This window comes from Neorhizobium petrolearium, assembly GCF_017873175.1.
Taxonomy (GTDB): Bacteria; Pseudomonadota; Alphaproteobacteria; order Rhizobiales; family Rhizobiaceae; genus Neorhizobium; species Neorhizobium petrolearium.
In genome coordinates this window covers 370,106-392,628 of record NZ_JAGGJW010000005.1, presented here as the reverse complement: position 1 = coordinate 392,628, position 22,523 = coordinate 370,106, and the positions used below count along the sequence as shown (strand labels likewise).

Here is a 22,523-nt window from a genome sequence, read left to right as displayed (position 1 = left end):
CTGTTCTTTGCATTTCTCGTTAATCGCGCCGGATGGTAAGCGAAGATGGAAAAGCCGGTCGCGAGGCTGATGGAGGTCGCACCGAGCAGGACGCCAAGGGAGGAAAAATGCGTAACATCGTGTTCGCGGCGGCTGTCGCGGCAATGGGTTCTGTTGCATCGGCACCGTCGGTTATGGCGCAGGTCGCAAACGACGACCAGACGCTGGCCATCGCAGCCATACTGGACAATAACAGCTTCGATCGCGCGCAGTTGATGATCGCCAATCAGATGCAGTTTTGGCAGCCCGTGCTCGACACGCTTCTGGTCATGCAGCCGGATGGCAAGGTCGTGCCTAACCTCGCCACCGCCTGGTCCTATAATGACGACCACAGCGTGCTGACGCTCACTCTGCGCGAAGGGGTGAGCTTTACGGATGGCACACCTTTCGACGGCAACGCAGTCAAGGCCAATCTCGACTATCTCAAGAAGGGTGCCGGCCAGAACGGCTTCATGGCCGCATTGATCTCCCAGGTAGAAGTGGTTTCGCCGACCGAAGTGCGCCTGTATCTCAGCGAGCCCGATCCCAGCCTGATCGACAATCTGACTGTGGTCGCCGGCGCGATGGCCTCGCCAGCCACTCTCGGCTCCAAGGACTTTGCGAACAACCCGATCGGTTCAGGTCCTTACATCTACGATGTCTCGGCTTCCGTTCCCGGCCGCCAATATGTCTATAACCGCAATCCGAATTATTGGAACAAGGGGGCGTTCCCCTTTGAGCGTGTCACCATCACGCCGATCAACGATCAGGTAGCTCGCCTCAATGCCCTTAAATCGGGTCAGGTCGACGCGGGCCTGGGAGAAGCGCGCACGGTCGCGGATGCCGAGGCTAACGGTCTCGTCGTGCAGCGCAACGACGTCAACTGGCTGGGCTTCATCATCGCTGACCGCGAAGGCAAGATTACGCCGGCGCTTGCCGATGTGCGCGTCCGCAAGGCGCTCAACATGGCCTTCGACAAGGCTTCGATCCTCAAATTCGTCGAATTGGGCTTCGGCCGCCTGAGCGATCAGATTTTCCCTACCGGCAGCAGCGCCTATGTTCCGGAACTCGACAAGGTCTATCCATTCGATCCGAAGGCCGCCCGTGCCCTTCTCGAAGAAGCCGGATACCGCAAGGGCTTCACCCTGGTTTTGCCGGAGCTTGCCAGTTTCGCGAGTTTCAATCCCATCGTCGAAAAACAGCTCAAGGATATCGGCATAACGGTGCAATGGGAGAAGATTGCTCCGAACGCAACCATCCCCGAGCTGCGGTCCGGCCGTTTTCCAGCCTACGTTTTCCAGTTCGGCTATCAGGGCACTTGGGCGGAGTACCAGAAATTCGGCTATCCGCATTCCGCCTGGAATACGTCCAAAGTTGCCGATCCGCAGCTCCTCAAGATGCTCGATGCGACGCAGCACGCGATCGGCGACGAGCAGATCAAGGGTTACCGGGATCTCAACCGCTATATGGTGGAAAACGCCTTCTTTGCCCCGTGGTATCGGCGCGACACCATTTATCTGACGAACAAGCAGACTGTCGTGAAGTTACATCCCACCAACGCTGTGCCACACATACGCGATTTCTCGAAGGCGGAATAGACGACCCTCCCAGGCAAACACGCCTTCGATAGTGGGCAGTCGGCAGCGACTGCCCATTTTCGTCTGGCGCTGGCAGCAAACATTCCGTGTCATACCTCGTTATCGAGGCCAAATCTGGTTCTGCACAGCTCGACCAGTGCTTTCATCGGCTCCCAATCCTGCAGTTCTGTGCGGAAGATCATGCCGATCTCGGCCGTGTTCCGCTTCAAGGGCAAGGGAACCGGAACGATGCGCGGCGCGGCAACGGCATGCACCGACAATTCCGGAAGCACGCAAAGGCAATCGCTTTGCTGCAGGATCGTAAGCACTGAAAGCAGGTTCTGGCACACAAAGCGGATATCCGGTGAACCGCCGAGATGTTCCGCTATCGTATGCTGCGTGATCTCGCGGTAGGCCGGCAGCTCGGAGTAGATAATCCACGGATACTCAAGAAGATCGGAAGCCGCAATGCCGCCATCTTGCCGGCGCGTGGCGAGCAGAGGATGATCCTCCCGCGCCATGACATGATTGGATACTTCCGTGAGCTTGATGCGGGCGAAGCGCTGACTGGTTCCCCCGTCATTGAAGACGCCGCCGAAGGCAACATCCAGCCTCCCCTCATGCAGATCCTGCAGCGTCTTGCCGAAGGTCAGGGTCGTGAATTCGATCAGAAGACGGGGGAAACGCTTTTGCAACTGGCTGAGCACGCCCGACAGAACGCCTGAGCGCCACACCGGTCCGCCACCTATCCGCATCACGCCCTTTTCGTCCATCGCTTCCGCGCGCAACTCGTGCTCGGCGATTTCCCAATAGCGCTCGATACGGCTGGAAACGGACAAAACCCGCTCGCCGAAAGCTGTCGCCTTCACGCCGCGTGCATGCCGCTCCACCAGCCGCTGCCCAAAATAGCTCTCCAACTGCGCGAGCGAGCGGGAAAGCGCCGGCTGGGTGATGTTCAGCTTTTCCGAGGCGCGCCGAAGGCTGCCTTCCTGAAGGATCGTGCGAAGACGGAAGAGATGGGTGATCTGGTCGAGCATGAAAGATATGCGCCTGCGTTATCACTGCTGATGCTTTTTGCATTATCGATGCATCGGTTCAACTGTTATCAATTCCTGCAAAAGACGCCCGATAAGAATTCGCAGGGCAGGAATGTGAGGAGGAGACAGACAATGAGATTCACCCGAATGCAGCATCCGCCCGGACGGGCGGCGCACCGCTCCCGGAAGGGGAGCTGATCGCAATGCTGAGGTATGTCTCAAAGCGCATCCTCTCAAGTCTTGTTCTTCTTGTGCTGGTGACGACGCTGACGTTCGCGATGGTATTCGCTGGAGCCGACAATGTGGCCCAGAACATCCTGGGGGAGAACGCCACCGACGCACAGATCGCCGCACTTGAGGTTAAGCTCGGGATCGACCGACCGCTTTACGAGCAGTACGGCGACTGGGTAGTCAATGCCGTCCAGGGCAATCTGGGCCAGTCCTGGACCATGGGAGAGAGCGTCTCACGGATCGTCTCGGGGAGGCTGACGGTGACCTTGTCCATGGTGACCGCGGCCGTCATCACGATTGGCATCATCTCCTCACTTCTCGGTATCACCGCTGCCGTGAAAGGCGGCTGGGCAGATCGGGTGATCCAGGTGCTGAGCGTTATCGGCTTCTCGCTGCCGAATTTCTGGCTCGGTCTCATCCTGGTCGTGGTTTTCGCGCTCAATCTCCGCTGGTTTCCGGCGACGGGCTATGTGGATTTTTCGACATCTCCTGTCGGCTGGGTCGCAGCGCTCACCCTGCCTGTTGCGGCGCTGGTGCTTTCCGGCATCGCCTCTGCCTCCCAGCAGGTGCGAGGCGCCATGATCGATGCGCTGCGCCAGGATTATGTCCGCACCCTGAGGGCCGGCGGCATCAGGCCGTCATCGGTGCTGTTCCGCCATGCACTGCGTAACGCCATGCCGGCGGCACTCACCGTGCTCTCCGTTCAGTTCATCGCCCTTCTGGGCGGTGCGGCCATCATCGAACGGGTCTTTGCCATCCCGGGCCTCGGGTCCGTCACAGTTCAGGCAGCGCTTTCCGGGGATGTTCCGGTGCTGATGGGCGTGGTGGTCACCATGATCATTCTCGTTGTGTTCGTAAACATCGCCATCGACCTCGCCAATGCCTGGGTCAATCCGAAGGTGAGGCTCTGATGACTTCTGCAACTCAACAACAATCCCCGGCGCCGCTCGCCGCCCGCGCCGGCCTGTTGCGCTCAGTGCTGATCAATCCGCTCGGGCTCGTCGCGTCGATCCTTCTGTCCATCGTCGTTATCACCGCCATCTTCGCACCGCTGATCGCGCCTTTCGCGCCCGACGACCTGCAGATATTCAAGGTCAACGCGGCGCCGGGAGACGGCTATCTCCTGGGCGGCGACGGATCGGGGCGCGATATCTTCAGCCGTCTCGTCTATGGGGCACGCAATACCCTGATAGGCGCGCTCATCGCGGTCACCGTGGCGGCCTTCGTGGGGGTGACGGCCGGCCTGTTCGCCGGCTATTTCGGAGGCCGGCGCGAGGTCGTCATGAGCTGGATTTCTGACGGCCTCATGTCCCTTCCGGCGCTCATCGTCCTGCTCGCCTTCTATCAATCGCTCGGCTCGTCCATCGAGATTTCCATGCTGGTCTTCGGCGTTATGCTGGCCCCGGGCTTCTATCGATTGACACGCAATCTGGTGAATGGCGTCAAGCACGAACTCTATGTCGATGCAGCACGCGTTTCGGGCCTCTCGGACCTGCGCATCATCGTCCGGCACATCCTTCTGGTCATTCGCGCGCCGGTCACCATTCAGGTTTCGGTCGTCGCGGGCATCTCGATCGTCATCCAGTCGGGTCTGCAATTCCTCGGTTTGGGCGATACATCCATTCCGACCTGGGGCGGCATGCTGCAGGACGCATTCGCCAACATGTTCGTGGTGCCGACAGCGATCTTATGGCCGGGTCTCGCCATTTCGGTGACCGTGGCCTCGCTTGTCCTCCTTGCCAATGCCATCCGCGACCGGCTGCAGCAAGGCAACCGGCCGGCGGCCGTCACAGGCCTGCCGGAAGCGATTGCCAAACCGGCAGCTGGAGCCGCACCGGTTGACAAGGATGTGTTGCTCGACGTGCGCGACCTGGTCGTCGGTTATCCTGATAAGTCCGGTTGGACGGAAGTCGTCAAGGGCGTATCGCTGACGCTGCGGCGCGGCGAGGTGCTTGGCCTGGTCGGGGAAAGCGGCTCGGGCAAGACACAGACGGCTTTTGCCGTGCTGGGACTGCTTTCAACGGGCGGCCGTATCCTCTCGGGTTCGACCTGGTTCGATGGCCGCGACATCGCCAATCTGCCCGAAGAGGACATGCGCAAGCTGCGCGGCAAACGCATCGCCTATGTGCCCCAGGAACCGATGAGCAATCTCGATCCGGCTTTCCGCATCGGCTACCAGCTGACCGAACCCATGGTCACCGTGCTCGGCATCTCGAAATCCGAAGCCAGGAAACGGGTGCTTAAACTCCTCGAGCGCGTCGGCATGCCAGATCCTTTGCGCACCTTTAGCGCCTATCCGCACCAGATATCCGGCGGCATGGCGCAACGTGTGCTTATCGCCCGCGCCATCTCCTGCAATCCGGACTTGCTCATCGCCGACGAGCCGACCACGGCTCTGGATGTTACGGTGCAGGCGGAAGTGCTGGACCTGCTGCGCGATCTTCAGGCGGAGATGAACATGTCGGTGATCCTGGTCACCCACAACTTCGGGGTCGTGGCCGACATCTGCCATCGCGTCTCGGTGATGAAAGACGGCAAAGTGGTGGAAACCAACGATGTCCGGCGGCTCTTCGCGGCACCTCAGCACGACTACACCAAAATGTTGCTCGGCGCCGTCCTCGACGACGTGACGCCGCGTGTCTACCAGCCTCGTTCCGGCAGGGGAGTTGCGGCATGACTGACGACGTCATCGTCGAATGCATCGATGTGAACACCCATTTCGGCGCGCTTCACATCCTCAAGAACGTCAATCTGACTGTGCGTGCCGGTGAAACGGTGGGACTGGTCGGCGAGAGCGGGTCCGGCAAGACCACCTTGGGCCGCGCCATTCTCGGCATCGGTCCGGTCAGTTCGGGGCGCATCCTGTTCGATCGGCAGGATATTGCCGGCGTCCCGCCGCGCGACCGCAAGGGTAATGCCGCCGCCATCCAGGCGGTATTTCAGGATCCCTATACCTCGCTCAATCCCTCGATGACCATCGAGGACATCCTGACCGAGCCGATCATCGCGCGCGGGCAGGCCGGCAAGGCCGAGGCCACCGCCAAGGTCCGCACCCTGCTCGACCAGGTGGCGTTGCCGAGTGATGCCGCCTTCCGCTATCCGCGCGAATTTTCCGGCGGGCAGCGGCAGCGCATCGCCATAGCCCGGGCACTGGCGCTCTCGCCACATCTCATCGTCTGCGACGAGCCCGTGTCTGCGCTCGACCTTTCCACGCAGGCGCGCGTCCTCGATCTCTTCATCGAGATTCAGGAGCGCACCGGCGTCGCCTATCTCTTCGTCAGCCATGACCTTGCGGTCGTCCGTCACATCTCTCACCGCGTCGCGGTGATGCGGGGCGGTGGAATCGTAGAATTCGGTGACTGCGATCAGGTCACCGCCAATCCGCAGCACAATTATACCAGGCGGCTCCTGCTGGCCGCTCCCGTGGCGGATCCCGTCCGTCAGGTCGAACGGCGCGCCGCGTTCCGCGCTCTGGCCATGGGGGCCTGATTCATGCGCGCCATCATCGTGATGTTCGACAGCCTTAACCGGCGCATGCTGCCGCCTTATGGCGACATTCAGACCCATGCCCCCAATTTCGCCCGGCTGGCGGCGTACACGGCCACCTTCGATCGCTGCTACGCCGGCTCCATGCCCTGCATGCCGGCACGGCGGGAACTGCATACCGGGCGGCATAACTTCCTGCACCGTTCCTGGGGGCCGATCGAGCCCTTCGACGACTCCATGCCGGAAATCCTCGCCAAAAACGGCGTCTATACCCACCTCGTCACCGACCACCAGCATTACTGGGAAGACGGCGGCGCGACCTATCATACCCGTTATTCCAGCCACGAATTCTTCCGCGGCCAGGAAGGCGATCTGTGGAAGGGCGTGGTCGCCGAAAATGACCGCAGGCGGCTGACCGACATCTTCCACCGCATGAGGAACCAGGACCGGATCAACCGGTCCTATCTGGCCGAAGAGGCCGACCATTCACAGACCCGGACGTTTGATGCGGGGTTGGAATTCATCAACACCAATGCCGGGGCGGACAACTGGATGCTCCAGATCGAGACCTTCGATCCGCACGAGCCTTTCTTCAGCTACGAACAATATCACCGCCTCTATCCCGAGGGCGAATCCGGCGACAGCCCGACTGATTTCGATTGGCCGCCCTATGCACGGGTGACTGAGTCCCAAGCCACCGCGGATCATGCGCGCCGTCGTTACCTCGCCCTTCTTTCCATGTGTGACCGCAATCTCGGCCGGGTCCTCGACCTCATGGACGAGCACGACATGTGGAAGGATACGATGCTCATCGTCTGCACCGACCATGGCTACATGCTGGGGGAACGTGGCTGGTGGGGTAAATCCGTCATGCCCTGGTATGACGAAACCATCCATACCCCTTTCTTCGTCTGGGATCCCCGTGTGGGCGTCGCTGGAGAGCGGCGGCAGGCGCTGGTCCAGACCATCGACATCGCGCCGACGCTGCTCGATTTCTTCGGCCTCCAGCCGACCGGGGACATGCTTGGTCGGCCTCTGCGAGAGACGATCGCGAGCGATCGTCCGGTGCGCGAGGCGGGACTGTTCGGCAATTTCGGCGGCCATGTCAGCGTCACCGACGGGCGCCATGTCTATATGCGCGCCTGTGTCGACCCGGCCAACACGCCGCTCATGGAACACACGCTGATGCCCACCCATATGCGATCGCGCTTCGAGCCGTCCGAGTTTGTTGAGGCCGAGATGATGCCGGGTTTCTCCTTCACCAAGGGCGCACCGGTGATGCGGATGCCCGGCTGGACCATGCGCGGCCCGGCCGATTACGGCACGCTGCTCTACGACCTCGAAACAGATCCCGGTCAGACCACACCGCTACGAGATCCGGCGCTGGAATTGCGTATGGCCCGCCTTCTCGTTCGGCTCATGCGCGAGAACGAGGCGCCGTCCAGCCAGTTCGAGCGTCTGGGTCTGCCAGCCGATGGCCCGGTGACGGAAGACCACCTTCTCGTGGAACGGCAATGGGCGCAGATCGAACTGGGCCAGAGGCGGGCGCCGACGGCGGCGGATTTCACGCCGGATGCCGTGATTGCGACGGTTCCCGTCAACGTTCTGCTGACGCAGGTCAGCACGCGCGAGATCATTGCCGACGCGCTTCCCGCCCTGCGTGGCGGCAAGGTTCCCGCCATCTTCGACGAAAAGACGCTGCTCGAGATCTCCGGCATGGTGCCTCATCTCGACAAGGATCGCCTCAATGCGCTGGAGGCTTTGCTCCGGACGGCGGTCCCGGCTTGATTATCTCTAGATCCGAAGAGTTCAACATGCGCCCGAACATCATTTTCATCATGAGCGACGATCACGCCGCTCGCGCGATCTCGGCCTACGGTGCCGGCCTGAACCGTACGCCCAACCTTGACCGCCTGGCCAGGGAGGGCATGCGCCACGACGCGGTCTATGTCACCAATTCCATCTGCACGCCCAGCCGTGCGGCCATCCTCACAGGCACCTACAACCATGTGAACTGTGTCACCACGCTCCATACGGAGATCGACAATCGTTTGCCCAATGTCGCCAAGAATCTGCGGCGGGGCGGCTATCGCACCGGCATATTCGGTAAATGGCACATGGGTGAGGGGCCCGCGCATAATCCGACCGGTTTCGACGATTGGGCCGTCGTACCGGGGCAGGGGGACTACTGGGACCCCAAGTTCATCTTCCCGGAGGGCAAGCGGCGCATCCCCGGCTACGCCACCGACATCATCACTGATCTCAGTCTCAATTTCATCGAGGAATCTGGGGACCAGCCCTTCTTCCTCATGTGTCACCACAAGGCGCCGCATCGCAATTTCGAGCCGCACCCGAAATATACCCATCTCTGGGCCGGCGAAGACATACCGCTGCCCGAAACCTTCAACGACGACTATTCCAATCGCGCGGCTGCGGCGGCGGCGGCCAAGATGCGCATTCGCTCGGACATGAACTATGAGGATCTCGGGCTGGTAACACCGCCCGGACCGGCTTCCAAAGTCGGTCCTTTGATGCTCGACTTCATTCCCTGGATGCGCAAGGTGCCGGATCTGCAACCCGGCGAAACCATCACCGTCATCTGTGCCGAAACCGGCGAGAACTTCACCTTCGCCGACCCGCAGAAGTTCGCGGAATTCAAGTACCAGCGTTACATGAAGCGGTATCTGCGCACGGTGCAGTCCATCGACGAAAATGTGGGGCGCCTGCTCGACTATCTCGATGAGAAGGGCCTCGCGGAGAACACCATCGTCATCTACACGTCCGACCAGGGTTTTTTCCTCGGAGAGCATGGCTGGTTCGACAAGCGGTTCATGTATGAGGAATCGCTGCAGATGCCGTTTCTGACCCGTTATCCGGCGGCAATCAAGCCTGGCTCGACCAGCAAGGATATCGCCTGCAATGTCGATTTCGCCCCGACCTTCCTCGATTATGCGGGCCTTCCCATTCCCAGCTATATGCAGGGCCGCTCGATGCGACCGGTGCTGGAAAGCAGAACGCCCGGCGACTGGGAGCAACTCACCTATCATCGCTACTGGATGCACAATGACAACATCCATGAAGCCTGGGCGCATTATGGTGTGCGCGACGAGCGCTATAAGCTGATCTACTGGTACAACGACGATCTCGGCCAGCTTGGAGCGCGCCCCAATGGTGCGCCGCCGGAATGGGAGCTTTTCGACTGCGAGAAGGACCCGCACGAACTGACCAACGTTGCCGGCGACCCTGCCTATGCATCAGTCTTCCGGCACATGCTGGCCAAGCTCGATGCCAAGATGGCCGAGATTGGTGACATGCCGGAACATGATAGTGCCTCGGTGCTGAGAGAACTGGCGACGTGACGGACATGGACGAAATGGCCGGGATTGTCGAAGATCTCATCGACGCTATGACCCTCGAAGAGCAGGTATTGCTGCTTTCTCTCATACAGCCATAACGTCGATCACCACCCGGCCGCGGATCCTGCCGGCGACGATGTCCTCGGCGAGCTGCGGCAGGTTGGACATAGGCTCGACTGTCGTCATGCTGTCGAGCTTCGCTTTGTCCAGGTCGCGGGCGAGCCGCGCCCAGGCGGACATCCGCTGTTCGCGGGTGGCGAAGACGGAATCGACACCGATCAGGGTGACGGCGCGCAGGATATGCGGCAACACGGTGCCGGGCAGGTCAGCACCGCCGGCAAGACCGCAGGCGGCGATCGCACCACCCCGGACGGTCTGTGCCAGCGCGTTGACGAGCGTGGTGGAGCCGACGCTATCGACGCCCCCGGTCCAGCGCTCCTTCTGCAATGGTCCGCCCTTTTCGGCGAGCGTTGCGCGATCGACGAAGTTCGTGGCGCCGAGCGAGGCAAGATAATCATGAGTTTCCGGCCGGCCCGTCGAGGCCGTGACGTTATAGCCGCGTGCTGCCAGAAGCGCGATCGCCACCGAGCCGACCCCGCCGGCAGCGCCCGTGACCAGGACCTCGCCTTCGCCGGGCTTGATCGTGCCCCATTTTTCGAGCGCGTCGACACAGAGCGCCGACGTGTATCCCGCAGTGCCGATCGCCATCGCCTGTTCCATCGAGAAAGCGTCAGGCAGAGGGATCAGCCATTCCGGCTTGACTCGCTGATAACGGCCATAGGCGCCCCATTCCGTCTCGGAAAGGCCCCAGCCGTTCAGTACCACCTTGTCGCCCGGCTTCCACTCGGGCGAGCGGGATTCGAGGACGGTGCCGGAGAGGTCTACGCCGCCCATCATCGGCATGCGGCGCGCGATGCGGCCCTTGCCCGTAATGGCAAGTCCGTCCTTGTAGTTCAGCGTCGAATAGGCGATCTCGACGAGCACGTCATGATCCGGAAGATCGGCGACCGAGATATCCCTGAAAGCGCCTTTCGGCTTGCCGTCGACGGCATCGATAACCATCGCTCTGAACGTCTCGGTCATGGCATCTCTCCGGTGTTGGATAGTTCGGATCAGGCAGAGGCCTGCGCGCCCTCGCGTTTGGCACGCGCTTCAAGGACGGCGGCATAACTTTCGCGCACATAGGCGAGCAGGCGGGCGAGCGCGTCCGCAGCCTTGACGTCTTCACGCTTGCGCACTGCATCGAGGATTTCCTGATGCAGCGAGGCGACATGACGGCGTTCACGCACGCGGAAGACGATCATGTTGGTGATCGGGATGAAGGCTTCGATGACGGTGTACATCATCAGCTTCAGAGGGCCGTTGCCGGTCGATTCCACCAGTGCCCTGTGAAAGCGTACATCCGAGGCGCAGAAATCCTCGTCGCTGATCGTCTCGTCCTGCTGGATCGCGATCTCGGCCTCCATGGCGGCAAGATCGGCCTCGCCGCGGTTTTCGGTGGCGAGTCGGCAGCACACGGTCTCCGTCTCCAGGCGTGCGGTGATGATCTCTTCGATGTCGAAGGCGCCGATGCCGACGAGCAAGGTTGCCGCACCGGTGATCGCCTTGGACAAGCCCTCCGGGTCGGGGCGCTTGACGAAATTGCCGCCAGCCGGACCGCGCTTGGAATGAATGAGGTTCTGGGCGGCGAGACGTTTCAGGGCCTCGCGGACGGTTGGGCGGGAGATGCCGAAGCTCTTCGCAAGATCTTCTTCGGTCGGCAGGCGTTCGTCCACTTTCAGGCGCCCGTCCAGGATCGCGGAGCGGATATTGTCGGCCACTTGTTTGGCAATGCCCGTGCGCACAACCTCGTCGTATTTGAGGATCACGTTGGCCTTCCCCGCGTTCTGGTTGCCTCTGCAGTTTCCAGTGATGCCACGACGCAGTCGAAAAGGCTACTGCTTTTTAAATATAGGTTTGACAAATAGCGGAATGGGAATAACTTTGCCTGCAAAGCCGAAAAGGCAAGGGGAATTGGATATGGGCGAGATCGTGTTCGGCCAGGCGTCGTGTCGTCGTCGTGGCAGAGAGTTCCCGGGAGGACCTGATTGTCTGACCATGTGAATCGCCTTCTCGCGCTGCCTGACGGAGTACTGGATGCCGCCACCCGGCTCTTCCATGCGCCAGCTTCGGTCGGACAAGTGGAGCAGGCCTAGATGTCGATCCATGCCGCGCCGGACACGTCCTCTTCGGCTCACAAGATCAGCCTCGATGATCGCTACACGCTGGAAAAGGGCCGTATCCTGGTCTCGGGCACGCAGGCGCTCATCCGCCTGCCTATGATCCAGCGCCAGCGGGACCTGGCGCGAGGGTTGAACACCGCCGGTTATGTCTCGGGCTATCGCGGCTCGCCACTGGCGAGTTTCGACCGCGAGATGGGCAAGGCGAAGAAATATCTCGACGCAGCGCATGTCAAGTTCCAGCCCGGTCTCAACGAGGACATGGCGGCGACCGCGGTCTGGGGCACGCAGCAGACCGGCATGTTCGAGGGCTCGCGCTATGACGGCGTCTTCGCCATGTGGTACGGCAAGGGGCCGGGCGTCGATCGCAGCATGGACGTCATTCGCCACGCCAATGCGGTGGGCACGAACCCGAACGGCGGCGTGCTGCTTTTGGTCGGCGACGATCACGGTGCTGTCTCCTCCACTCTGCCGCATCAGAGCGAGCACAACCTCATCTCCGCGATGGTGCCGATGTTGTCGCCCGCCGGTGTCGGTGAGTATATCGAATACGGCCTCCTCGGTTTTGCAATGAGCCGCTATTCCGGCGCCTGGATCGGCCTCAAGTGCCAGACGGAGATCGTCGAATGTTCGGCGACGGTCGATCTCGATCCGGACAAACTGGAGATCGTCATTCCCGACGAGATTTTTGCACCCGACGGCCTTTCGTTGCGCTGGCCGGACGGGCCGCATGCGATGGAATTTCGGCTGGAGCGCAAGATGCTTGCGGCGCAGGCTTTCGCACGTGCCAACCGGATCGACCGCACCGTCTGGGGCGACGGTGGAAAGGCAAAGCTGGGTATCGTTTCGACCGGCAAATCCTGGCTTGATCTCATGGGTGCGCTGACACTTCTCGGCATCGATGAGGCGCGTGCCGCCGAACTCGGGATCGTGCTCTACAAGGTCGGCCTGGTCTGGCCGCTGGAGCCGCAGGGCATTGCGGACTTTGCGTCCAGGGTCGATGAATTGCTGGTGGTGGAGGAAAAGCGCTCCATCCTCGAGGACCAGATCAAGGCGCTGCTCTTCAACCTGCCTGACGGCCGGCGACCGCGGGTGTTTGGCAAAGTGGGTGAGAGCGGCGGCACGCTTCTTCAGGCGATCGGCGAGATCGGCACCTTTTCGGTGGCGAAGGCTATTCTCTCCCGTCTCGGCGTTCTGGACGAAGCCTTGCAGGCCAAGGCGCGGTTTGTGGACGAGATGACGGCTGCGCTTGGTCTCGAGGCCACCGCGCTCAAGCGCGAGGCCTATTTCTGTTCAGGCTGTCCGCACAGCGTCTCGACCCGTCTGCCGGCGGGAAGCCGGGCTTCGACAGGCATCGGCTGCCACATGATGATCATCGGCAACGAGGGCCGCAACACCTCGAGCTTTACGCAGATGGGCGGTGAGGGCGGCTCCTGGATCGGGCTTTCGCCTTTTACGGACGAGAAGCACATCTTCGTCAACATGGGTGATGGCACCTATTTCCATTCCGGTGTGCTGGCGATCCGCGCTGCGATTGCCGCGAAGGTCAATGCCACCTACAAGATCCTCTACAACGACGCGGTCGCCATGACCGGCGGCCAGAAGCATGACGGCGACGTCACGGTGCCCGGCATTGTCGGGCAGATGCTGGCCGAGGGCGCAAGCCGTGTCGTCGTGGTCGCCGAACGGCCGGAGGTCTGGCAGAGCAACCTGCCCCGCGAGGTATCCATCCACCACCGCGACGAACTCGATGCCGTGCAGCGGGAGCTTCGCGAAATCCCCGGTGTCACGGTGCTGATCTACGACCAGGTCTGCGCCGCAGAAAAGCGCCGCCGCCGCAAGCGCGGCGCCTATCCGGTCTCGGACAGGCGGGCCTTCATAAACGAACTGGTCTGCGAGGGCTGTGGCGACTGTTCCGCCGTCTCCAACTGCATCTCGATCGAGCCGCAGGAGACGGAATTCGGCCGCAAGCGGCGTATCAACCAGTCGAGCTGTAATACCGATCTCTCCTGCATCAAGGGTTTCTGTCCGAGCTTCGTGACGGTGGAGGGCGGCAGCATCCGAAAGCCCACCGCAAAGTCGAAGTCCGTCAAGACCGACGACCTGCCACGGCCCGCCTTCGCCACCGACTTTGCAAAACCCTACAGCATGCTGCTGGCCGGTATCGGTGGCACGGGCGTCATCACGGTCAGTGCCGTCCTCGCCCAGGCGGCGTTGCTCGACGGGCTGGCTCTGGTCACGCTCGACCAGACCGGACTTGCCCAGAAGAACGGCTCGGTCATCTCGCACATCCGTCTGGCGAAGAACCCTGCGCAGATCCATGCGGCCCGCATCGGTCCCGGCGAGAGTGATCTCGTGCTCGGCTTCGATATCGTCGTGGCGGCACAGAAGAATTCGCTCGCCTCCTTCGCGAAGAACAAGACGCGTGCGGTGATCGACGATCATTTTGCCCCAACAGCCTCCTTCGTTAAGGACACGACGATCGATTTCCGGCAGGAGGCGACGCTGAAATCGCTGCGCCGTGCGGCTGGCGACGAGGCGGTCGAGACGGTACCGGCCACCGATCTCGCCACGGCCTTGATGGGGGACGCGATCGCATCCAACATGTTCCTGCTCGGTTACGCTTGGCAGCGCGGCCTCGTGCCGATCAGTCTGGCGGCGATCGACAACGCGATCGAGCTCAACGGGACGGGTGTCGCGATGAACCGTGCCGCGTTCGGCTGGGGCCGCCGTGCCGCTGTCGATGCCGAAGCTGTTGCTCGCGAGGCTGGGTTGGTGAAGGCTGAGCCGAAGACCGAGACGCTGGAGGAGATCGTCGCAAAGCGTGCCGCCTTCCTGACCGCCTACCAGAATGCGGCCTATGCCGAACGTTATACGGACCTCGTCGAAATCGCTAAAGATGCTGAAGCGCGGACGCGCGGCATGACCGGTTTTGCTGAGGCCGTGGCGAGGAATACCTTCAAGCTGATGGCCTACAAGGACGAATACGAGGTCGCCCGGCTGCATCGAGATCGCGGTTTCGAAAGGAAGCTCGCCGAACAGTTCGAGGGTGAATTCAGGATCAAGCATCACCTTGCACCGCCACTGCTCTCCCGCAGAATCGATTCGCGCACCGGCCACCCGGCCAAGATCGCCTTCGGCGGGTGGATCAGGCCTGTTTTCGCAGTGCTGGAAAGGCTGAAATTCCTGCGCGGCACCGCATTCGATCCCTTCGGCCGCACCGCCGAGCGGCGTATGGAGCGGCAACTGGTCGAGGACTATTTCGCGCTCGTGGCGGGGCTCGCCTCCGGGCTCGAAGCCGGCAATCATGCACTTGCCGTCGAGCTTGCCGGCCTGCCGGACATGGTCCGCGGCTTCGGCCCTATCAAATTCGCTTCCGTCGAGCGGTTCGAGAAGCGCAAGGCCGATCTTCTGGCGAAATGGCGCGCGAAGGAGCCGATTCCCGATGTCGCCTGACCGTTCCCCAAGTTTCCGAGAGTGACCAGCATGGTAGAAAAGATCATCATCGACACCGATCCCGGCCAGGACGATGCACTGGCCATTCTGCTGGCGCTGGCGAGCCCGGAACTTGAGGTTCTCGGCATCGTCGCCGCGGCGGGCAATGTGCCGCTGTCGCTGACCAATGTGAACATCCGCAAGGTCTGCGAACTTGCAGGCCGCACGGATGTAAAGGTGTTCGCGGGCTGCAGCCAGCCGATGTCGGGCACGCTGGTCACCGCGGAATACGTGCATGGCGCGACTGGCATGGACGGCGCGGACCTGCCTGATCCGGCGATGCCGCTGCAGGAGCAGCATGGCGTCGATTTCATCATCGAGACGCTGATGCACGAGCCGGCCGGCACGGTGACAGTCTGCACGCTCGGACCGCTCACCAATCTCGGCAAGGCGATGACCAAGGCGCCGGAAATCGTTGACCGCATCAAGCAGGTCGTGCTGATGGGCGGCGGCTGCTTCGAAGGCGGCAACATCACGCCGGCCGCCGAGTTCAACATCTATGTGGATCCTCAGGCGGCGGTCGTGGTATTTGGCTCGGGCGTGCCGATCGTCATGATGCCGCTCGACGTTACTCACAAGACGTTGACGACGCGCGCCCGCGTCGAGGCGATCCGGGCGATCGGCGGGCATTTTTCCGAAGTGCTGGTCGGCTGGCTGGATTATTTCGAGCGTTTCGACGTGGCGAAATACGGCAGCGAGGGCGGACCGCTGCACGACCCGAACGTGATCGCCTATCTGTTGAAGCCGGAGCTCTATTCCGGCCGGCTCTGCAACGTGGAGATCGAGACGGAATCGGAACTGACCAAGGGCATGACGGTTGCCGACTGGTGGGGCGTTTCCGGGCGACCGAAGAATGCGATATTCATGCGCGACGTCGATGCAGACGGGTTTTATGCCCTGCTGACGGAGCGTCTGGCGGGGATCGTCGCCCGGCAGGCTGAGCCGCCGGCAAAGCTGCGGCTCGTCTGATCAGGCCTTGTTTCGCGGGATGATCAGCGTATCGAGGATGCGCACGCCTTCGCCTTCCGGCAGCACGGCGACGGGGTTGAGGTCAATCGCTTCGATATCGTCGCCGTAGCGGGCGGCGAAATCGGAAAGTTTGACCAGCAGTTCGGCAAGCGCCTTCCGATCTGCTTTTGGTGCGCCACGGTAGCCCTCCAGCAGGGAGGCGAGTTTCGTTTCACCGATCATCGCTTCCGCGCGGGCAGGATCGATCGGCAGGAGATCGAAGGCCGAGTCATTGACCAGTTCCACCAGCACTCCGCCGATGCCGACGACGAGGCCCAGGCCGAAGGGCTCGTGGCGTACGATCCCGACCAGGGCCTCGACGCCGCCCATCACCATCTCCTGCACCGAGACGCCGCGCAGATCCGCATCGGGCGCATAGGCGCGGGCGCTCGCCATGATCGCGTCGAAGGCAGCGCATGCTTCCGCTTCCGAGCCAATGCCGAGCTTCACGCCGCCCGCCTCGGTCTTGTGGAGGATATCCGGCGACTCGATCTTCATCGCGACTGGAAAACCGAGCGTCTTCGCCGCTTTCGCCGCGGCATCGGCACTGGTAACAAGCCGTTCTTTCGGGACAGGCAGGCCCTCGGAGGCGAGCAGCGTCTTGGCTTCGCGCTCAGTCAGGGCGCCGGCGGAGAGGGGCTTTCTTTCCATTGCCGCTTTGCCGGGCCACGAAACGGTGTTGCTTTGCGCAATCAGGCCCGCAATCGCCGCCAAAGCGCTTCTCGTCCCGCGCAGGACCGGCACGTTTGGCAGTTTCTCCTCGACGGCCCAGTGGTGGCCGGAAGAGAGATTGCTCATGAAGACGACCGGCGCTTTGCCGGTTCCGGCATAGTCGGAGACCGCCTGGGCGATACCGAGATATTCGGAGGCGCAGAAATCGTCCAAGCCGGCCGGTGCGTCCTGCGCGGCGACGATAAACCTGATCGACGGGTCGTCGGCCAGCGTATGCAGCACGTCGCGGTAGATATCGCCGTTGGCGAAGACAACACCCGTCGTATCGAGCGGGTTCTGAGGGGTCGCGAAGGGCGGCAGCAGGGTTTTGATCTTGGCGGTGGTTTCCGGCTGCAGGCCGGGCAACGTGAGACCCGCCTCGTCTGCAATATCGGAGACGTGCGCAACGCCGCCACCGGAGACGCCGACGATGGCGACGCCTGGTTTTGTAGGGCGCCGCCCGAGGCTTAGGCAAAGTGTGGCCGTCTCCATGAAGCTGTCCATGTCCGGCACTTCGATGATGCCGACGCGCTTGAAGAACGAATGATAGGCCTCGTTGCTGCCGGCGAGCGATCCGGTATGGGCAGCGGTCGCCTGTGCTCCGCGCTCCGAACGGCCGGCGCGCAGCGCGATCACCGGCTTCCCCGCCGCGTGCATCCTTTCCATCGCCTGAGCAAGCTTTTCCGGCTCACGGATTGCCTCGATGACTATGCCGATGGCATTGGTTGCCTCGTCGGCGGCCAGGAAGTCGAGGTAGTCGGGAATATCGGTCGCGGCGCTGTTGCCGGAGGAGACGATGTGGCTGAGGCCGAACCGGCCGGTATTGCTGAGCGCAATCGTGCTGGCGCCGGAATGGGAGAGGATCGCAAAACGACCCCTTTGGAGATTGGTCGAGAGGCTCGATGAATATAGTGCGGCGCCTGAGCCAAGGTTGAAGAGGCCGAGGCAGTTCGGGCCGCAGATCGCCATGCCGTAACGTTCGGCAATGTCGATCAGTTGTCGCTGCCGCTCGCGGCCGGCCTCGTCCAGTTCGGCGAAGCCGGAAGCCAGCACGACGGCAGCCTTGACGCCAGTCTGGCCGGCCTCCTCCAACGCGCCGATGACCTTGTCGGCATTGATGCCGATCACGGCGACATCAGGTGCATCATCGAGTGCGGAAAGGGAGGAGACGGCCTTGTAGCCGAAGACCGTTTCAGCCTTGGAATGGACCGGGATGATCTGTCCCTGATAGCCGAAGTGCATCAGGTTCCTCATCACGAAGCCGGAAGAAGCGTCGGCGCGCTCGGTAGCGCCGACGACCGCGACGGATCGCGGCGCCATCAAGGCCCGCATCGCTTCCAGCGTATTGGCCGCCATCGGCGCGGCCTCAGTCGAGGCCCTTGAAGGGATTGTCGCGGAAGGCGAGGTATTCCTTTAGCGACATCTTGGCGAGATTCGCCATCCATTCGCGGCCCTGCTTGGTCACATGCAGCGCGGCGATCGCCTCGATATTGTACTGGAAGGACGGCATGAGACCCGCGACCATCTGCTGGTTGTTGATGGAGGCCTTGGTGTATTTCAGCGCCGGCACCGGCATGCGGGCGAGCTTGCGGGCCAGGTTCTCGGTCTTTTCCTTCAGCTGATCGGCCGGCACGACCTTGTTGATGAGGTGCATGCGCAGCGCTTCTTCGGCATCCACCATGTCGCCGGTGAACATCAGCCAGCGCACGTCACGGGTGGCAAGCAGCCAGGGCATCATCAGGGCCGGTGGGCCGGAATTATGGCGCACTTCCGGTTCGCCGAATTTTGCCGTGTCGGCGGCGATGGCGAGGTCGCAGGACATCATCAGTTCGAGCGCGCCGGCCAGCGCGTAGCCATTGACCGAGGCGATGACCGGGATCGGGGCGCGCCAGATGTTGAGCAGTGCCTCGGCGTTTTCGGTCATGTCCTCGCGCCAGAAGTCGATGTCCACATCGAAATCGCCGCCCTGCAGGTCATAACCGGATGAGAAGGCGCGGCCGGCGCCGGTAATGACCAGAGCGTTGACGTCGGGGTCATCGACGGCACTCTTCAGTGCCGCGTCGATCTCGCGGATCACCGTCTTGTTCATCGCGTTCATCTTGTCGGGGCGATTGATGGTGATCGTCGCGAACTTGTCGGTCAAATCCTTCTCGTACAGGATCGTCTCGTAGCTCATGGAAGTTCCCCTTATTTTTGAACTATTTGCCGGATTTCTTTAAAGCCGCATAGGCGACGGCCATCTTTGCAGCGAGCCGGGCATTGTTCTTCACCAGCTCGATATTCGCCTTCAGGCTTTCGCCCTTCGAAAGTTCGTTGATGCGGGCAAGCAGGAAGGGCGTCAGTTCCTTGCGTCCGATGCCTCTTTCATCCGCTTCGCGCACCGCATCGGCGATCGTGCCGTCGATGAATTCCGGCGTCAGTGCGGCGGCTTCCGGGATTGGATTGGCAATCAGCAAGCCGGTGCCGGTGCCGAGCTTGTGGTGCAGCGACATGGCTTGGGCGATCTCTTCCGGCGTGTCGAGCCGATGGTCGGCCTTGTAGCCGCTTTTGCGGGTGAAGAAGGCGGGGAAATCCTCGGTGCCGTAGGCGATGACCGGCACACGCTGGGTCTCCAGATATTCGAGCGTCTTGGCGATATCGAGGATCGACTTTACGCCGGCGCAGACGACGGCAGTCCTGGTGCGGCCGAGCTCGGTGAGGTCGGCGGAAATGTCGAAGGTCTGCTCGGCGCCGCGATGCACGCCGCCGACGCCGCCGGTCGCGAAGATGTCGATGCCGGCGAGATCGGCGAGCAGCATGGTGGCTGATACGGTGGTGCCGGCCGACTGCTTCTTGACCATGGCGACGGCAAGATCACGGCCGGAAGCCTTTACTACGTCCTTGGCCTGGGCGAGTGCATCGAGCTCGTGGCGTTCGAGACCGACGCGCAGTTCGCCATTTATCACAGCGATCGTCGCAGGCACCGCGCCGTTCTCGCGGATCACCGCCTCGACGCCAAGCGCCGTTTCGAGATTGGCGGGGTAAGGCATGCCATGGGTGATGATGGTCGATTCCAGCGCGACGACAGGACCGCCGGCAGCGATCGTCTCGGCGACTTCACGGCTCAGCTTCGGTTTCAGAAGGGTCATTGCGGGTATTCCTCGAATGGTGTTTTCGACCGGCCGCCTATCCGGCGAGACGGTGCATATTGGCTTCCAGGAAGCGTTCAGACAATTCAGTGTGGACGCTGGCGGGGGTTTCGGTGGTCAGCGTGCCAAGCAGCGCGCCGGTGCGTGCCGCCGTATAGATGTCTTCGCCGTGCAGGATGCGGTGAAGCGTGCCGGCAATCATCGCGTCGCCTGCTCCGGTAATGTCAACGGGCCTTGCCTGGACGGCCGGGAAGGTGCGGGCGCCTTCGGTGCCGGCGACGGCGATGCCGCGCGCTCCCATGGTGACGACCGCTTCGCGGGCGCCGGCCTCCTGCAGGGCAAGGGCTGCTTCTCTGGCGTCCTCGATCGTCTCATGTGCCTTGCGATGCAGGACAGCGTTCGCCTCGTCGATGTTCATGAACAGCAGATCGATGCCGGAAAGGTCTTTCGGCAGGCGAGCAGCCTTTGGCGTTGAAACTGCGTCGATCGCCAGCTTGAAGCGGGCACCCTGGCGCTTGGCGATCAAGGCGGCAATTGTCTCGTCCGGGAGGTTGCAGTCGCAGAAGACCCAGCTCGCGGCAGCGAGATGCGGCCAGATGCGCTCGAAATGCGGCGGCAGCAGCAGGTCGAAAATGCCCATGTCGGCGATGCCTAGCACCAGGTCACCCTTCAGATCGAGGATCGCGGCGTATTCCGCAGTCGGTCGCTCGGTCGTGGTGACCATTTGGCTGACATCGATGCCGCGGTCGCGCATGTGTTTCAAAAGCGCCCTTCCGCCCTCGTCGTCGCCGACGATGGAAACGAAGCTCGTCGTGGTGCCAAGGAGAGCGAGATTTTCCGCCACGTTGCGGGCGACACCGCCCATGGAGCGAATGCCGTCGACCGGATTGGAGGTTTCGAAAACGAGATCCGCCTTGGCGCGGTATTTGCGGTCGAGCACTGCGCCGCCGATGCACACCGCGCGCGTTTCGGCCGGCATTACATAGCCACGACCAAGGATATAACCCTTCTGCATGAGCTGGACGATGTGCGCAGCGACCGTCGAGCGCGCCAGCCCGAGCTGGGTGGCGATCTCCTGCTGCCCCGCGAACGGGTTGTCCTTGATGATCGACAGAACGGCCGCTTCCTGCGGAGCGAGATCATCCATCTCGTACATCATCCTTGCGGCGAGTGCCGTCTTGAAACTTCGTTATTTTTGATATGGACAACAACAGATGTTTTTGTCAACATCTGTTTGTCAGATGCGTTGATGGAGGAAGGCCATGTCCGTTTCAGGTGCCAATCCCGTATCGTCCGGCGATGCCGCACCCGGCATTCCGGTCATCGACGTCGGCCCCTTCATCCGAAACGAGGTGGGTGCTGCGGGCGTGGTGAAAGCCATTGAGGCTGCCTGCCGCGATACCGGCTTCTTTCTCGTCACGGGCCATGGCGTTTCAACGCAGGCGACCTCGCGGCTTTACAGTCTTGCGAGGGCCTTCTTCGACGAACCGCAGGAGTGGAAGAAGACGATCGGCCGCGGCACGGGCGTGATCGGCGGCGTCTCCTTCTCCCCGATCGCCGAGGAAGCACTGGCTGCGACGCTGGGATTGAAGACGCCGGGCGATTACAAGGAAAGTCTGAATTTCGGTGAGAATCTGCCGGGCGATATATGGCCAAACAAGCCCGAGGGGCTGGAGCTGGCGTTCCGCGGCTATTTCAAGGAAATGGAAAAGCTGTCGAAGCACATGCGCCGCATCTTCTGCCAGGCGATCGGGCTCGATCAGGATTATTTCGAACCGTCCTTCGAAAACCATCTCTCGGCGTTGCGCGTCATCAACTATCCGGAACAGAGCGAAGCGCCGTTGCCGGGCCAGCTGCGCGCCGGCGTGCATACCGATTACGGGTTCATGACCATCCTGCGTTCCGAAGCCTCTCCGGGCGGCCTGCAGGTGCGGAACCGCAATGGCGAGTGGCTGGACGCCCCGTCGATCGAAGGCGCCTATGTCATTAACATCGCCGACGCCTTCATGCGCTGGACAAATGACGAATGGGTCTCGACGCCGCACCGGGTTGCCAATCCGCCCAGCGGGTTCAAGGGCACGGCGCGCCGGCAGTCTATCCCGTTCTTCCTTAATCCGTCGAAGGATACGGTGATTGAATGCCTGAAGCCCTTCATCAAGGGCGGAGCGAAATACCAGCCGATCACCTATGGCGAATATATCGACCTCAAGACGAAACAGGCTTTTTCGAAAGGCTGAGCGCTGACCAAAAGCGTGCA

16 protein-coding genes are annotated in these 22,523 nt (G+C 61.9%); 9 read left to right on the top strand and 7 right to left on the bottom strand.

All coding sequences use genetic code 11. The annotated features are described in order from the left end of the window. The first annotated feature begins 107 nt into the window (after positions 1–107). Positions 108–1,616: an ABC transporter substrate-binding protein gene (locus J2046_RS12325; protein ID WP_210052102.1), complete on the top strand. Its 1,509-nt coding sequence runs from the start codon at positions 108–110 to the stop codon at positions 1,614–1,616. Positions 1,617–1,705: 89 nt separating this feature from the next. On the opposite strand, the gene J2046_RS12320 is transcribed toward J2046_RS12325, so the two are convergent. Next, positions 1,706–2,632 (bottom strand): LysR family transcriptional regulator, encoded by a 927-nt coding sequence (locus J2046_RS12320; RefSeq protein WP_210052100.1) that lies wholly within the window; start codon positions 2,630–2,632, stop codon positions 1,706–1,708. Positions 2,633–2,835: 203 nt separating this feature from the next. Here J2046_RS12320 and J2046_RS12315 point away from each other — a divergent pair, with 203 nt between their 5' ends. Genes J2046_RS12315 through J2046_RS12295 form a run of 5 tightly spaced genes read left to right on the top strand, consistent with a single transcriptional unit; the run spans position 2,836 to position 9,708 of the window. Further along, positions 2,836–3,774 (top strand): ABC transporter permease, encoded by a 939-nt coding sequence (locus J2046_RS12315; RefSeq protein ID WP_210052098.1) that lies wholly within the window; start codon positions 2,836–2,838, stop codon positions 3,772–3,774. Continuing rightward, complete coding sequence (locus tag J2046_RS12310; protein WP_210052096.1) at positions 3,774–5,540, top strand: dipeptide/oligopeptide/nickel ABC transporter permease/ATP-binding protein; 1,767 nt, start codon at positions 3,774–3,776, stop codon at positions 5,538–5,540. The genes J2046_RS12315 and J2046_RS12310 overlap by 1 nt, the downstream gene beginning before the upstream one ends. After that, positions 5,537–6,352: an ATP-binding cassette domain-containing protein gene (locus J2046_RS12305; RefSeq protein WP_210052094.1), complete on the top strand. Its 816-nt coding sequence runs from the start codon at positions 5,537–5,539 to the stop codon at positions 6,350–6,352. The genes J2046_RS12310 and J2046_RS12305 overlap by 4 nt, the downstream gene beginning before the upstream one ends. Positions 6,353–6,355: 3 nt before the next feature. Next, the gene (locus tag J2046_RS12300; protein ID WP_210052092.1) at positions 6,356–8,137 is read left to right on the top strand and encodes a sulfatase; all 1,782 of its coding nucleotides are present in this window, start codon (positions 6,356–6,358) and stop codon (positions 8,135–8,137) included. 26 nt (positions 8,138–8,163) lie between these two features. Beyond that, positions 8,164–9,708, top strand: a complete 1,545-nt coding sequence (locus tag J2046_RS12295; protein ID WP_210052090.1) for a sulfatase family protein — start codon at positions 8,164–8,166, stop codon at positions 9,706–9,708. Positions 9,709–9,789: 81 nt separating this feature from the next. On the opposite strand, the gene J2046_RS12290 is transcribed toward J2046_RS12295, so the two are convergent. Together J2046_RS12290 and J2046_RS12285 are read right to left on the bottom strand one after the other, a co-directional pair. Beyond that, positions 9,790–10,788: an MDR family oxidoreductase gene (locus tag J2046_RS12290; RefSeq protein WP_210052088.1), complete on the bottom strand. Its 999-nt coding sequence runs from the start codon at positions 10,786–10,788 to the stop codon at positions 9,790–9,792. A 29-nt stretch (positions 10,789–10,817) separates the two neighbouring features. Beyond that, positions 10,818–11,573 (bottom strand): FadR/GntR family transcriptional regulator, encoded by a 756-nt coding sequence (locus J2046_RS12285; RefSeq protein WP_210052086.1) that lies wholly within the window; start codon positions 11,571–11,573, stop codon positions 10,818–10,820. A 327-nt stretch (positions 11,574–11,900) separates the two neighbouring features. Here J2046_RS12285 and J2046_RS12280 point away from each other — a divergent pair, with 327 nt between their 5' ends. Both J2046_RS12280 and J2046_RS12275 read left to right on the top strand, forming a co-directional pair. After that, on the top strand, positions 11,901–15,380 hold the full coding sequence (locus J2046_RS12280) for an indolepyruvate ferredoxin oxidoreductase family protein (protein WP_210052085.1): 3,480 nt from the start codon (positions 11,901–11,903) through the stop codon (positions 15,378–15,380). Positions 15,381–15,410: 30 nt separating this feature from the next. Beyond that, entirely contained in the window at positions 15,411–16,388 is a 978-nt protein-coding gene (locus tag J2046_RS12275; protein ID WP_210052083.1) for a nucleoside hydrolase, read from the top strand. On the opposite strand, the gene J2046_RS12270 is transcribed toward J2046_RS12275, so the two are convergent. Genes J2046_RS12270 through J2046_RS12255 form a run of 4 tightly spaced genes read right to left on the bottom strand, consistent with a single transcriptional unit; the run spans position 16,389 to position 21,413 of the window. After that, positions 16,389–18,494 (bottom strand): acetate--CoA ligase family protein, encoded by a 2,106-nt coding sequence (locus tag J2046_RS12270; RefSeq protein WP_210052081.1) that lies wholly within the window; start codon positions 18,492–18,494, stop codon positions 16,389–16,391. Between the two features lie 10 nt (positions 18,495–18,504). Further along, on the bottom strand, positions 18,505–19,314 hold the full coding sequence (locus tag J2046_RS12265) for an enoyl-CoA hydratase/isomerase family protein (protein WP_210052079.1): 810 nt from the start codon (positions 19,312–19,314) through the stop codon (positions 18,505–18,507). A 22-nt stretch (positions 19,315–19,336) separates the two neighbouring features. After that, on the bottom strand, positions 19,337–20,266 hold the full coding sequence (locus J2046_RS12260; RefSeq protein ID WP_210052078.1) for a pseudouridine-5'-phosphate glycosidase: 930 nt from the start codon (positions 20,264–20,266) through the stop codon (positions 19,337–19,339). A 37-nt stretch (positions 20,267–20,303) separates the two neighbouring features. Then, entirely contained in the window at positions 20,304–21,413 is a 1,110-nt protein-coding gene (locus tag J2046_RS12255) for a carbohydrate kinase (RefSeq protein WP_210052077.1), read from the bottom strand. Positions 21,414–21,528: 115 nt separating this feature from the next. Here J2046_RS12255 and J2046_RS12250 point away from each other — a divergent pair, with 115 nt between their 5' ends. Then, a complete protein-coding gene (locus tag J2046_RS12250; protein ID WP_210052075.1) occupies positions 21,529–22,503 on the top strand; it encodes an isopenicillin N synthase family dioxygenase in 975 nt (324 codons plus the stop codon). Positions 22,504–22,523: the final 20 nt, after the last annotated feature.